Below are 15489 nucleotides of genomic sequence, written 5' to 3'. Positions count from 1 at the left end.
TCACTCGATAATTCATAGTGAAAGCCGCTAATACTGGAATATTTGTCTAGATTAACCATTTTCAGGTTAATAAATAGTTATCAAACAGTCCTTAATTCTGCTAACTCAGTTGCATTGAGCTGCAATAGGGTAGTTATTGGCGCCTTATTAGAAAAACAAAAAAAGGGCTAATAGCCCTTTTTTATATTGGCTTTAGCCAATTTATTAACTCACTGTACTCATGGACAGCTAATTAACCGTAAATAAACTTGGCAATAAACAATGCGGCCACCACTAAAATACCTGGATTTAAATCTTTAAAACGCCCTGTCATCAATTTGATCGCAGCATAAGAAATAAACCCAAGCCCAATAGCATTGGCAATAGAAAAGGTTAACGGCATTAATAAGCAAGTCACGACAACAGGAGCGGCTTCAGTTAAGTCTTCCCAATCAACATTGACTAGGCCAGACATCATTAAAATAGCAACATAAAACAAGGTTCCAGTTGTGGCATACGCTGGAACCATACCCGCTAATGGCGACACAAATAATGCCGCTAAAAACAGTAATCCAACCACAACGGCAGTTAAACCTGTGCGACCACCTGCACTCACCCCTGCGATACTTTCAATATAGCTAGTGGTAGTTGATGTACCCAATGCAGCACCAGTGATCGTGGCGACGCTGTCTGCGGTTAAGGCACGTTTTACTCGAGGTAAACGGCCTTTTTCATCAAGCAGTCCGCCACGTTGAGCAACAGCGACTAAGGTACCTGATGTATCAAATAAATCGACAAACAAGAAGGCAAAAACCACCGATAACATGCTCACTTCTAATACACTAGACAAGTCCATCTTCATAAATGTCGGTGCAATAGACGGTGGCATTGAAATTAAGCCTTGGTATTGCACATCGCCAAATATCATTCCCAGAACAGTCACAATTAGGATACTGAAAATAACAGCACCCTTTAAGCCACGTTGAACCATAGCAATAATTAAGAAGAAACCTAACGCAGCCATCAATGCAGGAAATGAGGTGATATCGCCCATAGTCACTAATGTTGCAGGGCTAGCCACTACAATACCGGCATTTTTTAAGCCAATTAAGGCTAAAAATAATCCAATACCAGCTGCGATACCAAAACGTAACGACATTGGAATACTGTTGACTATCCACTCGCGGATCCTAACTAAGGATAAAATTAAGAAGCACACTCCTGACATAAAGACCGCGCCAAGTGCTGTTTCCCAGCTGTAACCCATTTCACCAACAACGGTGTAAGTAAAAAAAGCATTCAGTCCCATACCCGGAGCCAATGCAATCGGGTAATTAGCTAATAACCCCATAACTAAGCAACCGATGGCAGCAGCTAAACATGTGGCAACAAATACTGCACCATGATCCATCCCTGCATCAGCAAGCATCATAGGGTTAACAAAAATGATGTAGGCCATCGTTAAAAAAGTAGTCAGACCGGCCACAGCCTCTTGCTTAAGACTGGTGTTGTTCTGTTTAAGTTTAAATAGTTTTTCTAACATGGAACGGGGTTCCTTGGGCAAAGGTTAACATTGGATTAATGGTTAAATTGCTACAGATGAGGATGCGGTAAGCCTTGTGCTACTGACCATACTCGCTGAGTCGATATCATTACAGAGGGCTTACTTTATTTCGGGGAATTATAAATACTTACGACCTTGATAGCTATCAATAGCCTTTTTGTTGAAAGATTTCAGTTTTTTAAATAGCGCACTAATCAATTAGCGATTAACCAATTAACTTGAATCTAACTAAAAGCTAGCTGAATTTAAGACAAAAAAAAGCCTACTCAATAGAGTAGGCAGACATGTTACAAGCATCCCATATGGGGAAAGGAAAGCTAGCACCACTTAACGTGATGTGGCGATAAATTAATTAATTTACCACCCTGTCTAAAACCGTCAAACGAGACGAACAAAAGGTTGATGGATATTAACACTACGTAAAGAGGGTCAATTCTTAACGTTTCATGGCGAATATACCGCCACGTAAAACTGTTACGTCGGCAAACCAAGTGTTCTGCCAATAAAATTTGCTGTTACCTGTATAAGACATAGTCATGCTCCTGATTAAAGTAAAGTTGTATAAACCTAGTAAAGCTTGGCTCGGTTCCCTGGAACGTACATTTCTCAAATCCATTGAGACAACTTGTCACTCAGATCCTTGGAGGTTATATCCATCCTGGATTAACTAGAGTCGACAAACACATTGCTTGTCGACGAAGTGAATTATACAAAACTGTAATTTAATTACAAGTATTATTTGCTTTAATTCACAAAAACATCATTAAAAGTGATTTAATTACAATTACCTCGTATTAAAACTATGTATAACTATTGTTATCAACATGTAAACTATAAATAAATCTATTATAAAACAGGTGATTAAATATAATATGACTACAACTTTGAAAACTGTAATAAAGCAACCAAAGGACTTGCAGTTGGCTTTCCATACAGAGGATCGCCCTCCACCGCACTACCTGCAATATCAATATGGGTAAATGCCAGCTCTGTTTGAGCTAATCCAGAGGCTTTTATCAAGAAAGCGGCAGGATATTGATGCCCACGAGCCGTAATTGAAGACGGACCATTATTCGATGACACCACATCTGCAGCGCCATTTTTATCGGCTATTTTATCAAAGTCTTCTGGACGTAATCGTGAAACCTCAAATGGTTCACCCCATAACTGACCCACTTCAGCGAGTGTTGCTGCAACCCCTTGTTTTTTAGCCGCGCTATTTTCAACTAATGCAGGGTAACCACCGTAGGCTCGCACAACATGACCGGTTAACGTCGCCACCGAAAATAATTGTGGATTCACTGCGGTTTGAGCCTGTATTCGCAAATGCGATAATAAGTCAGCCAATACTAAGCGACCTTCTGCATCAGTATTACCAATACGGACTCGCACACCTGCGTGGCTAGTAATGATCTCATCGGTGACAAATGCATCACTGCCAATACTGTTTCTTACTAATCCGAGTTCAGCAATGACTTTAATACCTTTAGGTTTCAGTATTGATAGTGCTTTCATTAAACCGGCAACTGTTGCCGCGCCACCTTTATCACGGCTCATACCAGCCATAGAACCTGCAACTTTAATATCAGCGCCGCCTGTGTCGTAAACAACACCTTTGCCAGCAAAGAATAAGGTTTTTGTAATAGGGCCTTCACCAACATATTCAAGCTTTACCACTCGAGGATGATGACGTGCAACATCAAAAGAGCTTCTGCCCACCGCACTGAGTAATGGGTATTGCGCTTTTAACTGCTCGACTTGATCAACCACAGATACAGCCAAACCGCTATCAGCAAAAGCATCAACACAATATTGTGCAAACCCAATAGCCGACATACGCTCAGGTTCTGTACCACAAAGATCGCGCGCCAATACTCGTCCAGATTCTGCCGCATTAATTAACCTACTATGCGCGGCGGTATTCAATAATCCAATAGCCTCTAAACTCGGTTGCAAAGACTTTGCTTCTCGCGTCTCTAACGGTTGCCAAAGCTCTTGTCCACACGCCAGTGCGGCAACTTGTTCTGCATTGGCAAAGCGATTGTCAGTTACCCTTGGAACAACAAGTAAAGGTTTAGTGGCACCTGCGGCTTTAGCAATGGCAATACCTTCTCGAGCGGCTTTGGCAAAAATCCTGACATCGCTATACTGATTGTCGCTATCTGTCACTGGGGAGATAATCAAACGACCACCGGCTAACCCTGGCGCAAAAAGGAGCGTGGCACTTTTACCGACACGGAAATCTATTTGACTAGCGTGTGCAGCAAGCAAACTCACTTCATCTTGTTTGATCTCAGCTAAACTCGTTGCTATCACAACAACAGCGTCCCAACCTTCGCCTTCAAAAATAGCCTCATCACTTGTGACATCAATAATTGGCACTTGGAACGCGGTAACCGCTTTATTCACTTGGGTCATACAAGATCCTTACTCTTTAGGAATATAGATAAATTAGTGGGTTCATAATTATTTACAGATTTGTGGACTAAACCTTGGCAAATCGCTATCGCAATATCAAGTAACTGCGCAGAATATGTTAAAATAGTGGCAGTAATATTTTGTGTCGTATATCGACTTGATTTCATCTTAGAGGGCGTTTCGTGACTGCATTAACTCAATTATATCCTCAGCCTCTATGGCAATGGTTTGAACAAATTTGTGCTATTCCACATCCATCAAAACATGAACATGCGTTATCACAACATATTCAACAATGGGCAAAAGCTCAAGGCCTTGCGGTTGTTGAAGACAAAGTGGGTAATTTAATCATCCGTAAGCCTGCTACTGCAGGAATGGAAAACTGCAAAATAGTAGTGTTACAAGCACACATTGATATGGTGCCGCAAAAAAATGCCGACAAAGTACATAACTTTGAAACCGATCCGATAGAAGCCTATGTAGACGGTGATTGGGTTAAAGCCAAAGGCACAACCTTAGGTTCAGATAACGGTATTGGTATGTCTTCGGCGCTGGCCGTTTTAGGCAGTAAAGACATTAAGCACGGGCCACTCGAAGTGCTGCTCACCATTGATGAAGAAGCCGGCATGACTGGCGCCTTTGGTTTAGAAGCCGGTTACCTTGATGCTGAAATTTTAATTAATACTGATTCAGAGCAAGAAGGTGAAATCTACATGGGTTGCGCCGGCGGTGTTGATGCACAGATAAGTATACCGATGTCTTGGCAAGCACCAGAACAAAGCAACGCCAGCTTTTCACTGACTATGTCGGGTTTAAAAGGCGGCCATTCTGGTGTCAATATTCATCTTGGTCGTGGTAACGCTAACAAGTTATTAGCGCGATTTTTGTTTAAATACAGTGACGAATTAGCCCTAGAGCTGGTCAGCTTTAGTGGTGGTTCGCTGCGTAATGCGATTCCACGTGAAGCTAACGTTCAATTGATGTTGCCAGCTGAAAATGTTGAAGCATTAAAACAAGCTATTGAGTCATTCCAAGCGTTAGTGCGTGAAGAGTTAGCCGTAGCTGACCCATCGATGTTACTCACATTAGCCGCTATTGATGCACCAACAAAAGTCATGGGCGAAGAAGCGCAAAATACCTTAATCGACTTATTACATGCTTGCCCTAACGGCGTAATGCGCATGAGTGATGAAGTGGAGGGTGTGACTGAAACATCACTAAATATAGGCGTGATCAGTACTGAAGATGAAAGCGTAGAAATATTATGCCTTATTCGTTCATTAATCGATTCGGGGCGTGAAGAAGTCACCGGTATGCTAACCGCACTATCAAATCTATCGGGTGCTAGCATTGATTTAAGCGGTGCTTATCCAGGTTGGAAACCAGACACTAGCTCATCTGTTATGGCAATTGTGCGTGACACCTATAACGATATTTATAAAAAAGATCCTACTGTGATGGTTATTCATGCGGGTCTTGAATGTGGTTTATTTAAAGAACCTTATCCACATATGGACATGGTATCGATTGGTCCGACGATTCGCTATCCGCACAGCCCAGATGAAATGGTTAACATCACCACTGTTGGTCAATATTGGGAATTACTGCTAGCTGTATTAGAGCGTATTCCTGCTAAAGAGGCGTAATCAATCAAGTGATTATGGCCAAGATTATAATTGGCGGATAAGCTATAAATCAAAGGCGACAGCAATGTCGCCTTTTTGCTCTCTATGATTTCCGTTATAAAATGGGCGCCTAAAATTGTAAATCGAGTTGAGTAATTTGATCGGCACTATTCTCGGAAGAAACCAACGTCACATCCGCTAGGCCAACGCTCACACCGAGTAACCGAATCCCTCGCCCTTGGCTTCGTTGTAATGCTTGCAGTAATAATTCATGAAACAGGTTAATTGAAATCTCATCACTGCGATGCTCGATGGTGGTCTGCTTAAAATCATTAAATTTCAGTTTTACAACCTGCTTATGGATCTGTCTATCTTTCGCACTCCGATGAACCCGAGCACTCAGCTCTTGAATAAGCTGTGGTAATACTTGATGACATTGCTCTAACGTAAAAATGTCTTTGGCTAACGTGGTTTCAACCCCTACGGACTTACGCACTCGGTGCGGGCTAATTTGCCTTGAATCGATACCTTGTGCACGCTCAGCCAACACATGGCCAAACTTACCAAAGGCCTCAATTAATTGCACTTTAGGGTATTGTTGCACGTCATAACAAGTGGTTAAGCCAATATCGGCTAACTTTTTTGAAGTGACTTTACCGACACCAGGAATTTTACTCAGAGGTAGGTCTTTTACAAAATCAGCAATTTGATTTGGGGTGATAACATATTGTCCATTAGGCTTATTTAAATCGGATGCAATTTTGGCTAAAAACTTAATGGGTGCAATACCTGCTGAAGCCGTTAATCCAGTGACCTCATAAATGTCATCACGTATCGCTTTGGCAATTAATGTCGCACTGCCTTGATGAGCATCGCAATCTGTGACATCAAGATAAGCTTCGTCTAAAGACAATGGTTCGACAAGATCAGTGTATCGATGAAAAATCTCACGTATTTGGAGTGACACAGATTTATACACCTCCATCCGCCCTGGTACTAAAATCAATTGCGGACACAACTGTAACGCATGATAACTGGACATAGCACTTCGCGCCCCAAATTTGCGGGCCTCATAACTGCAAGTACTTATCACACCACGGCGATCACTTCTGCCGCCAACAGCAATGGGCTTTCCTCTTAACTCAGGAAAATCACGCATTTCTACCGCAGCAAAATAACAATCCATATCGATGTGAATGATTTTACGCATTCTATAACCATCATCATTAGCCCAATTAAAACCATGATACTGTACATATAAACAGTATTCAATCATTCTCTTAAGGATACAAAAAAGCCCAAACGCAGTTGGGCTTTATTAACATGTAACATAGCAATTAAGACATTACATTTTGGTCTGTAAATAGTTTTGTAAACCAATACGTTCGATTAGACCGAGTTGCTTTTCTAACCAATACATGTGGTCAGATTCAGTGTCATCTAATAACACTTCTAAAATTTCACGGCTTTGGTAATCAGCTTTTTCTTCACATAGCGCGATAACTTTACGCAAATGATCAGCTACATGATATTCGTATGCAAGATCATTTCTCAGCATTTCTTGCACATCTTTACCAATATTCAGCGCTTCACGGCTGCCAACATCTGGAGTGCCTTCTAAAAACAAAATGCGTTGAACTAATTTAGCTGCATGCAACTTCTCGTCGTCTGACTCATGCAGAATACGGGTATACAGTTCATTGAACCCCCAGTCTTCATACATGTGAGCATGGACAAAATATTGATCCATGGCAGACAATTCGCCGGTTAATAAACTATTTAAAGCGTCGATGACTTCTGGATGGCCTTTCATGATAATTTCCTATTAGTCGTTAATTTGTGATTGAAGATAATTTTGAATACCGGTTTGATTGATTAGCTCTTGCTGCGACTCAATCCAATCTAGATGTTCTTCTTCGTCTTCGAGTAAATCTTCAAATAAATCGCGGCTAACATAATCTTGCTGAGTTTCGCATACCTTAATGGCTTCACGCAAAATGGCAATTTGTTCCGTAATTGCAGTTAGATCACAGCTAAGCATTTCTTCAGCATGTTCACCAATGCGCAATTTATCTAACTGTTGTAGGTTAGGTAAACCTTCAAGAAACAATACACGTTCAATCAGCTTGTCAGCATGCTTCATGTCTTCAATCGATTTTTTATACTCTTTCTCATTAAGCTTTTCCAATCCCCAATGCTTAAACATGCGAGCATGTAAAAAGTATTGGTTAATGGCGGTCAGCTCACAGGTAAGTACACGATTGAGTTGGCTGATGACTTTAGGATGACCTTTCATAGTAATGTCCCTCGATAAATAATGTGATCTCGATCAATTACAAACAGGATAAAACACTATAGGGGTAATTGCAAATTTTCCTTTATTTTCACACACTTACAATTGATAACCATTATCATTATAACTAAGCTTTGTAACTCGTTAGCAATACATAAACATAAAAAAAGCCTTCAAAATGAAGGCTCTTTACAAAGCATCAGTTTATTAACTTAAGCTTTAGGCAATTAACGGTGTTAAATAATTCGATTTTGATTTAGCAACTCATTGCGAGCTTGCTCTTTTTCCATACGGCGTTTACGTTTGTCACATGGATCATCACAGTCACACGCTTTTTCAATTCCTAAAACACCTAAACCACCACAACTACCTTCTACCGCTTTCTTCTTTACGATATAGCCGATAGACATTAACAAAAAGAACAATAATAACACTACAAATGCTGCTATAAATGTACTCATTACAAACTCCAATTACTCATTCAGATAAGGGTATAATACTTTTTTAATCAATCAGTTTAAAATAAAGAACCTACTTAACATACGATTTAAACGCATCGCTGTAATAGACCTGATAACCCTGTTCTTGCTTCTCAATCAACATTATTGCTAAATTTTTCTCTTTAGCAAGTGCCAATGAAGCCTCAGTACCTAACACCATCATAGCGGTGGCATATCCATCTGCGGTCATACAACTAGAGTGTAACACGGTTGCAGAGGCAAGTTGATGCTTAATAGGATAACCGTTACGAGGATCGATTAAATGTGAAAAACGTTCGCCATTCTCTTGATAAAAGTTACGGTAATCACCCGATGTTGCTAATGACATGGTGCCAGGTTCAATCACTTGCTGAACGGCTTGTCCTTCACTCGTAGGTTGCTCAACAGCCACTCGCCATGGAGTTTTATCGGCTTTAGTACCTTTAACATTAAGCTCACCACCTATTTCGACTAAATAACCAGACACATGATATTTGTCTAATAGCGCGGCAATTTTATCGACACCAAAACCTTTTGCTATTGAAGATAAATCAACATACAGGTCTGCATTATGCTTAGTTAATGTTAAGCCTTTTATCGACAGTTCCTTGATGCCCATTTTAGCTTTAGCGTTATCGATTTGAGCTTGCGTCGGGATGGTTATAGGTCGTTTATCGGGACCAAAGCCCCACAAATTAACCACTGGTCCTAAGGTGATATCTAACGCCCCATCAGTCTCTTGATAAAGACGCATACCTTCTTCGATAACCTTAATGGTATCAGCGGATACTTTAACGCTTTGTTGAACTTGTAATTGATTGAACTTAGACAGTTCTGAGTCCGAACGATAAGTCGACATTTGATCGTTTACCACTTCCAATGCCATATCAATTTCAGCTTGCAGTAACTGCGGTTCTGGCAAGCGGTCATTGTTGACTACTTTAATATGATAAGTGGTCCCCATCGTACTACCAGATAATGAAATAATGGGCTCTGGTGAACTGCAAGCACTCACCAATAGCAATAACGCCGGCAATAGCAATAACTTGATTGAATTTACAGTCATGTCAAATTTACACTTGTAATAAATAAACAAAAAAAATTGCAGCGTGCAAGACCAGTGTTTAACCACCCTGTCTGCACTGCTGCAATCTCATGACTTACATGTCGATGTTATGGATTAACTCATTAACCACCGAAATCATCTAGTAAGATGTTTTCGTCTTCGACACCTAAATCTTTTAGCATACCAATAACTGCTGCGTTCATCATTGGAGGTCCACACATGTAGAACTCACAATCTTCTGGCGCATCATGGTCACGCAAGTAGTTTTCATACAATACGTTATGAATGAAACCGGTATAACCAGTCCAGTTATCTTCAGCTTGCGGATCTGATAACGCCACGTGCCATTTGAAGTTTTCATTTTCAGCCGCTAAGCCGTCAAAATCTTCAACATAGAACATTTCACGTTGCGAACGCGCACCGTACCAGAAGCTCATTTTACGCTTAGATTTAAGACGTTTTAATTGGTCAAAAATGTGTGAGCGCATTGGAGCCATACCAGCACCACCACCAATGAATACCATTTCTGCTTCGGTGTCTTTAGCAAAAAACTCACCAAATGGACCAGAAATCGTCACTTTATCACCGGCTTTTAAGCTCCAAATGTACGAAGACATTTTACCGCAAGGCAAAGTTAAATTACGTGGCGGTGGCGTAGCAATACGCACATTCAACATAATAATGCCGAACTCTTCTGGGTAGTTAGCCATTGAGTAGGCACGAATGGTTTCTTCGTCTACTTTTGACTCTAACTTGAAGAAACCAAAGTGTTCCCAGTCGCCACGGTATTTATCAGGCACTTCAAACTCAGCATATTTAACATGATGAGCAGGAGCTTCAATCTGAATATAACCACCAGCACGGAAAGGCACAGATTCGCCGTCAGGAATTTGCAGCTTAAGTTCTTTAATGAACGTCGCTTTGTTATCGTTAGATAGAACCGCACATTCCCATTTCTTGATGCCGAAAATTTCTTCATCAAGTTCGATTTCCATGTCAGTTTTTACATTTACCTGACAAGATAAACGACAACCCTGACGTGCTTCGCCTTTACTAATGTGATCAAGCTCAGTAGGTAGAATATCACCACCACCAGACTTAATGTGTACACGACACTGGCCACATGAGCCACCACCGCCACACGCACTCGATACAAAGATACCGTTGTCAGCTAAAACACTAAGTAGTTTGCCACCAGCACCTGTTTTAATTGCTTTATCTGCGTCGCCGTTAATACCAATCATGATATCACCGCTTGCCACTAGTTTTGATTTAGCAAATAAAATCACTAACACCAAAACCAAGACAATCACAGTAAACATACTCACACCTAGATAGACATCTAGCGGAGTAGATTCAAGAATACCCATTCACTTATCCTTAAAGGTTCAAATTAATGCGTCTTCTCAAGGTCTCTTAAAGAGAAACACCTGAGAATGACATGAAACCTAGAGCCATAAGACCTGCAGAAACAAAGGTAATACCTAAGCCACGTAAGCCATTTGGCACGTCAGAATACTTCATCTTTTCGCGGATACCGGCTAACAATACAATTGCTAACGCCCAACCAATACCAGAGCCAATACCAAATACTACGCTCTCGCCAAGGTTATAATCACGCTCAACCATGAAAGATACTGCACCAAAAATCGCACAGTTCACAGTAATCAAAGGTAAGAAAATACCCAACGCGTTGTACAAAGGTGGAAAGTACTTGTCTAAAGCCATTTCCAAAATTTGTACAAGTGCTGCAATCACACCGATAAAGGTGATGAACTTCAAGAAGCTCAAATCAGCATCAGGAAAACCAGCCCAAGCTAATGCGCCTGGAGCTAATAAACCTTGATAAATAATTTGGTTAGCAGGAACCGAAATAGCCAGTACCACGATAACTGCAACACCTAGGCCCATTGCAGTAGTGATTTTCTTTGATACAGCTAAGAAAGTACACATACCCAAGAAGAACGCTAGCGCCATGTTTTCAATGAAAACGGAGCGAATTAATAAACTAATATAATGTTCCATTGCGTTTACCCTTTTGCTTCAACTTGCTCTGGCTTATACGTACGGATCAACCAGATCAGACCACCGATCAAGAAGAATGCACTCGGTGGCAGTAGTAATAAACCGTTAGGCTGATACCAACCGCCGTCAGAGATTTTGCTGAGGATTTCTACGCCAAATAATGAACCATTACCAAATAGTTCACGCACAACGCCAACAGACAATAGAATTGCACCGTAACCTAAACCGTTACCGATACCATCCATAAAGCTCATCATTGGAGGGGTTTTCATTGCGTAAGCTTCAGCACGACCCATTACAATACAGTTAGTAATAATCAACCCTACGAATACCGATAACTGTTTAGAAATGGCATAAGCATAAGCTTGTAATACTTGGTCAACTACAATCACTAATGAAGCGATAATGGTCATCTGTACAATAATACGCACACTGCTTGGAATGTGGTTACGAATAAGTGAGATAAACAGGTTAGAAAACGCTGTTACCGCAGTTAATGCAATCGTCATTACTAATGCTGTTTCTAATTTACTAGTGACAGCAAGAGCACTACACACACCCAAAATTTGCAATGCAATTGGGTTATTATTGATAATCGGTCCGGTCAGAACCTGTTTAAGTTCTTTAACGTCAGCCATTAGCTTAACCCTCCGTTGCGTGCTTTAGCGATAAAGTTTGCGAAGCCTTCTTTACCTAACCAAAACGTCAATGAGTGTTGTACACCGTTACTGGTAAGTGTTGCACCTGAAAGAGCATCGACACCATGAACAGAACTAGCCACTGTAGGGTTTTTAGTTACACTAATGGCCAAGTTACCTTGCTCATCAAATAACTTTTTACCTTTCCACAATGCTTTCCATTTTGGATTTTCAACTTCGCCACCCAAACCAGGTGTTTCACCTTGGTCATAGTAAACAAGTCCTTGAACTGTGTTTAAGTCAGCCTCAAGTGCCAAAAGTGCATACATCGTTGACCACAAACCATAGCCGTGAATAGGAAGAATGACGCTAGTCAGTTTACCTTCATCATTATGAACAAGGTATACAACGGCGGTATCTGCAACACGTTTGATCGAAGCAATATCGTTTTCTGGCACTGACGAAGTGTCAGTATCACGAGACGCTTTGCGTTGATCGTAAAGGTTAGCATTACCCTCAACAAACTCACCGGTTTTAAGGTCAACTAAGCGAGCGTCAACATATTGCTCATACTTGCTTAGAATTTCTTTCTTAGTGACTTTGCCTTCTTTAGTGTTTATCAGGCTCGCCGCTTCAAGAATATACTTTTGCTTATCGAGTAACTTATTTTCTTGCTGAATAGGCTTTAACACCACGGCAGCAGTCGAAACCAGTACTGAACAAACAAGACATAAGCCGACAACAACAAATAGCGTTCTACCGAACGAATCTTTATTACTAGCCACGAGCAATCCTCCGCTTGATATTTGACTGTACGACAAAGTGGTCAAATAATGGAGCAAATAGGTTAGCAAACAAAATAGCTAACATAATACCTTCTGGGAATGCAGGGTTAACCACACGGATAAACACCACCATTGCACCAATGAGGAAACCGTATGCCCACTTCGCGGTATTGGTAAACGACGCAGAAACCGGGTCTGTCGCCATAAACATCATACCGAATGCAAATCCACCTAACACTAAGTGCCAATACCAAGGCATTGCAAACATCGGGTTGGTATCGCTACCTATCATATTAAGCAACGTCGCAATAGCGACCATACCTAAGAAAACACCACTAACGATTCGCCAAGAGGCAATACGGGCGTAAATGATAACTAGACCACCTAGCAAGATAGCAAAGGTAGACACTTCACCAACAGAACCTGGAATGAAGCCCATAAATGAGTCAATCCAGTTAGCCGTTGAGGCGTAGTCAAATGTACCTTGCGCTGCTTGGCTTAAGGCCGTTGCACCAGAATAACCGTCAGCAACAACCCACGTGGTATCGCCAGACATGCTTAATGGGTAAGCAAAGTACAAGAAAGCTCGACCAGCTAATGCAGGGTTTAAGAAGTTACGTCCTGTGCCACCGAAGATTTCTTTTGCTACAACCACACCAAAGGTAATACCTAAAGCGACCATCCATAAAGGAATTGTTGGCGGTAGAGTTAATGCAAATAGCACTGAAGTAACGAAGAAACCTTCGTTAATTTCATGGCCACGCACTGACGCAAAGAGTACTTCCCAAAAACCACCAACAATGAAAGTCACTGCATAGATAGGTAAGAAGAAACACGCACCATAGAACATCAGAGACGTAATGCCAGAGTCTGCAGAGAGTTGAGCACCAAATAATTCAAATAAGCCTACTTGCCAAACATCTGGTGTACCGAAACCACCGGCCACCATCGCTATTTGAGCCTGTAAACCTACGTTGTACATACCAAAAAACATTGCTGGGAATGTACATGCCCAAACCGTAATCATAATACGTTTTAGGTCGACATTATCGCGAACGTGGGTTGCCCCTTTGTTCACTTTACCTGGAGTATAAAATACTGTGGCTGCCGCTTCGTAAAGGGCATACCACTTTTCGTACTTACCGCCTTTTTCAAATTGCGGCTCAATACGTTCGATAAAATCTTTCAAACTCATTAGCCTTCCCTCTCGATCGTATCTAAACAATCACGTAAATATGAACCATAGTCATACTTACCTGGACATACGAACGTACACAATGCCAAATCTTCTTCATCTAACTCTAATGCGCCTAAACGGACTGCACCATCAAAGTCGCCGGAGAGTAAATCACGAAGTAGCATAGTAGGTAGAATGTCTAGAGGCATCACGCGTTCATAGTTACCAATAGGTACCATTGCACGGTCTGAACCGCCAGTACTAGTGGTCATATTAAATAGACGCGATGGGCTTAAATGGCCTAGGAATGCACGTGTAATAGAGAATTTGTCAGCACCAGGCATAGCCCAACCAAATAATTCTTTTTCATCACCTTCTTCCAGTACACTCACCTGCTGATGATAACGCCCCAAATAAGCTTGAGGTCCTACCGCAGTACGGCCGCTTAACACTGAACCCGAAATCACACGAACACCATCACCAACTGTTTCATCAGCAGTCAGTTCAGTCATGCTAGCACCTAAAACGGTACGAACTAGACGAGGGTTTTTCGCTTTAGGACCACCAATAGCAACCACACGTTCAGTGTTTAACACACCTTGAGTGAATAGTTGACCAAAAGCAATCACATCCTGATAGCCAATATGCCAAACAGTACGTGTTGCAGAAGCTGGTAGAACGTTGTGAATATGCGTACCTGCAAGACCTGCTGGGTGTTTACCCGCAAACTCTTGAACTTGGGCATTAGCTGCAGGGATATCGGCACCTTGAGCTTTACATAGGTAAACTTTACCTTCAGTTAATCGTGCTAGGACCTTTAGGCCATTTGCAAAATCTTCTTTATGTTGAGCTATGACTACCACAGGATCGGCAGCAAGAGGTTGAGTATCAATTGCAGTCACAAAAATACCCGCAGCAGTAGCATCTACAGCTGGCACTTTACTGAAAGGGCGTGTACGCAAAGCAGTCCATAAACCTGAATCAATCAGATTATCACGAACAACTTGTGCGTCTAACGTGTCTAACTTATCAGCATCGTATTGAGCAAAAGCAACGCTATCGTCACCTTCCACAGCAATAACAACTGACTGAAGTACACGTCTTGCACCTCGGTTGATTTCTAAAATAGTACCACTGGCTAAAGCCGTATATTTAACGCCTAAATTCTTTTTATCTTCAAAAAGAACTTGGCCTTTTTGTACTTTGTCGCCCACTTTGATTTTCATCGTTGGACGTAAGCCAATATACTCTTCACCCAAAGTCGCTACGTGTCTAATGGCTGGGCCATTATGGATAACTTGCTCTGGTCCGCCTGCTATAGGCAGTTCCAATCCTTTCTTAATTGTAATCATATCCACAAGCACTACGTTTGAAGGAAAGACAATGCGCCACGTTCCGCTACAAAAACAAAGTGTTAACAAACACTTGCCATTTGAGCTA

The 15489-nt window shown here is 41.4% G+C and carries 14 protein-coding genes; 1 reads left to right on the top strand and 13 read right to left on the bottom strand.

Annotated features, from left to right (window positions below; genetic code table 11):
* Positions 1–232: 232 nt before the first annotated feature.
* Complete coding sequence (locus tag AAEY97_RS00980; protein WP_101085784.1) at positions 233–1522, bottom strand: NCS2 family permease; 1290 nt, start codon at positions 1520–1522, stop codon at positions 233–235.
* Between the two features lie 897 nt (positions 1523–2419).
* Complete coding sequence (locus tag AAEY97_RS00975) at positions 2420–3961, bottom strand: M17 family metallopeptidase (protein ID WP_350995883.1); 1542 nt, start codon at positions 3959–3961, stop codon at positions 2420–2422.
* A gap of 182 nt (positions 3962–4143) precedes the next feature.
* On the opposite strand from AAEY97_RS00975, the gene AAEY97_RS00970 reads away from it, so the two are divergent.
* The gene (locus AAEY97_RS00970; protein WP_101085788.1) at positions 4144–5607 is read left to right on the top strand and encodes an aminoacyl-histidine dipeptidase; all 1464 of its coding nucleotides are present in this window, start codon (positions 4144–4146) and stop codon (positions 5605–5607) included.
* A gap of 109 nt (positions 5608–5716) precedes the next feature.
* Here the strand turns inward: AAEY97_RS00970 and dinB are convergent, their stop codons facing one another.
* The 11 genes from dinB to AAEY97_RS00915 form a co-directional block, all read right to left on the bottom strand.
* Positions 5717–6796 carry a DNA polymerase IV gene (gene dinB / locus AAEY97_RS00965; protein WP_350995880.1) on the bottom strand — a complete coding sequence of 360 codons (1080 nt, stop codon included), beginning with the start codon at positions 6794–6796 and terminating at the stop codon, positions 5717–5719.
* 135 nt (positions 6797–6931) lie between these two features.
* Complete coding sequence (gene bfr, locus AAEY97_RS00960) at positions 6932–7399, bottom strand: bacterioferritin (protein WP_059746496.1); 468 nt, start codon at positions 7397–7399, stop codon at positions 6932–6934.
* 12 nt (positions 7400–7411) lie between these two features.
* Positions 7412–7882 (bottom strand): bacterioferritin, encoded by a 471-nt coding sequence (gene bfr / locus AAEY97_RS00955; protein ID WP_101085791.1) that lies wholly within the window; start codon positions 7880–7882, stop codon positions 7412–7414.
* Positions 7883–8115: 233 nt separating this feature from the next.
* Positions 8116–8340 (bottom strand): (Na+)-NQR maturation NqrM, encoded by a 225-nt coding sequence (gene nqrM / locus AAEY97_RS00950; RefSeq protein ID WP_011636430.1) that lies wholly within the window; start codon positions 8338–8340, stop codon positions 8116–8118.
* Between the two features lie 70 nt (positions 8341–8410).
* Entirely contained in the window at positions 8411–9424 is a 1014-nt protein-coding gene (locus AAEY97_RS00945; RefSeq protein WP_182744829.1) for an FAD:protein FMN transferase, read from the bottom strand.
* Positions 9425–9546: 122 nt separating this feature from the next.
* On the bottom strand, positions 9547–10794 hold the full coding sequence (nqrF, locus tag AAEY97_RS00940) for an NADH:ubiquinone reductase (Na(+)-transporting) subunit F (RefSeq protein WP_101085795.1): 1248 nt from the start codon (positions 10792–10794) through the stop codon (positions 9547–9549).
* Between the two features lie 46 nt (positions 10795–10840).
* Positions 10841–11449: an NADH:ubiquinone reductase (Na(+)-transporting) subunit E gene (gene nqrE / locus AAEY97_RS00935; RefSeq protein WP_101085796.1), complete on the bottom strand. Its 609-nt coding sequence runs from the start codon at positions 11447–11449 to the stop codon at positions 10841–10843.
* A gap of 5 nt (positions 11450–11454) precedes the next feature.
* On the bottom strand, positions 11455–12087 hold the full coding sequence (locus AAEY97_RS00930) for an NADH:ubiquinone reductase (Na(+)-transporting) subunit D (RefSeq protein ID WP_101085797.1): 633 nt from the start codon (positions 12085–12087) through the stop codon (positions 11455–11457).
* Positions 12087–12872, bottom strand: coding sequence for a Na(+)-translocating NADH-quinone reductase subunit C (locus AAEY97_RS00925; RefSeq protein WP_101085798.1), 786 nt, complete (start codon positions 12870–12872; stop codon positions 12087–12089). The genes AAEY97_RS00930 and AAEY97_RS00925 overlap by 1 nt, the downstream gene beginning before the upstream one ends.
* On the bottom strand, positions 12865–14067 hold the full coding sequence (locus AAEY97_RS00920) for an NADH:ubiquinone reductase (Na(+)-transporting) subunit B (RefSeq protein WP_162022514.1): 1203 nt from the start codon (positions 14065–14067) through the stop codon (positions 12865–12867). The genes AAEY97_RS00925 and AAEY97_RS00920 overlap by 8 nt, the downstream gene beginning before the upstream one ends.
* The gene (locus AAEY97_RS00915; protein WP_101086299.1) at positions 14067–15401 is read right to left on the bottom strand and encodes a Na(+)-translocating NADH-quinone reductase subunit A; all 1335 of its coding nucleotides are present in this window, start codon (positions 15399–15401) and stop codon (positions 14067–14069) included. Before AAEY97_RS00915 ends, AAEY97_RS00920 begins: the two co-directional genes overlap by 1 nt.
* Positions 15402–15489 lie beyond the last annotated feature (88 nt).

This window comes from Shewanella sp. TB7-MNA-CIBAN-0143 (assembly GCF_040310065.1).
In the GTDB taxonomy this organism is placed as follows: Bacteria; Pseudomonadota; Gammaproteobacteria; order Enterobacterales; family Shewanellaceae; genus Shewanella.
The sequence above is the reverse complement of the archived record's forward strand: the minus strand, read 5'-3'. Positions and strand labels throughout refer to the sequence as shown.

Bases quoted from the DNA above. Each gene is read 5' to 3' on its own strand.
- AAEY97_RS00980 (WP_101085784.1), bottom strand. From the start codon at position 1,522: ATGTTAGAAAAACTATTTAAACTTAAACAGAACAACACCAGTCTTAAG.
- AAEY97_RS00975 (WP_350995883.1), bottom strand. From the start codon at position 3,961: ATGACCCAAGTGAATAAAGCGGTTACCGCGTTCCAAGTGCCAATTATT.
- dinB (WP_350995880.1), bottom strand. From the start codon at position 6,796: ATGCGTAAAATCATTCACATCGATATGGATTGTTATTTTGCTGCGGTA.
- bfr (WP_059746496.1), bottom strand. From the start codon at position 7,399: ATGAAAGGCCATCCAGAAGTCATCGACGCTTTAAATAGTTTATTAACC.
- bfr (WP_101085791.1), bottom strand. From the start codon at position 7,882: ATGAAAGGTCATCCTAAAGTCATCAGCCAACTCAATCGTGTACTTACC.
- nqrM (WP_011636430.1), bottom strand. From the start codon at position 8,340: ATGAGTACATTTATAGCAGCATTTGTAGTGTTATTATTGTTCTTTTTG.
- AAEY97_RS00945 (WP_182744829.1), bottom strand. From the start codon at position 9,424: ATGACTGTAAATTCAATCAAGTTATTGCTATTGCCGGCGTTATTGCTA.
- nqrF (WP_101085795.1), bottom strand. From the start codon at position 10,794: ATGGGTATTCTTGAATCTACTCCGCTAGATGTCTATCTAGGTGTGAGT.
- nqrE (WP_101085796.1), bottom strand. From the start codon at position 11,449: ATGGAACATTATATTAGTTTATTAATTCGCTCCGTTTTCATTGAAAAC.
- AAEY97_RS00930 (WP_101085797.1), bottom strand. From the start codon at position 12,087: ATGGCTGACGTTAAAGAACTTAAACAGGTTCTGACCGGACCGATTATC.
- AAEY97_RS00920 (WP_162022514.1), bottom strand. From the start codon at position 14,067: ATGAGTTTGAAAGATTTTATCGAACGTATTGAGCCGCAATTTGAAAAA.
- AAEY97_RS00915 (WP_101086299.1), bottom strand. From the start codon at position 15,401: ATGATTACAATTAAGAAAGGATTGGAACTGCCTATAGCAGGCGGACCA.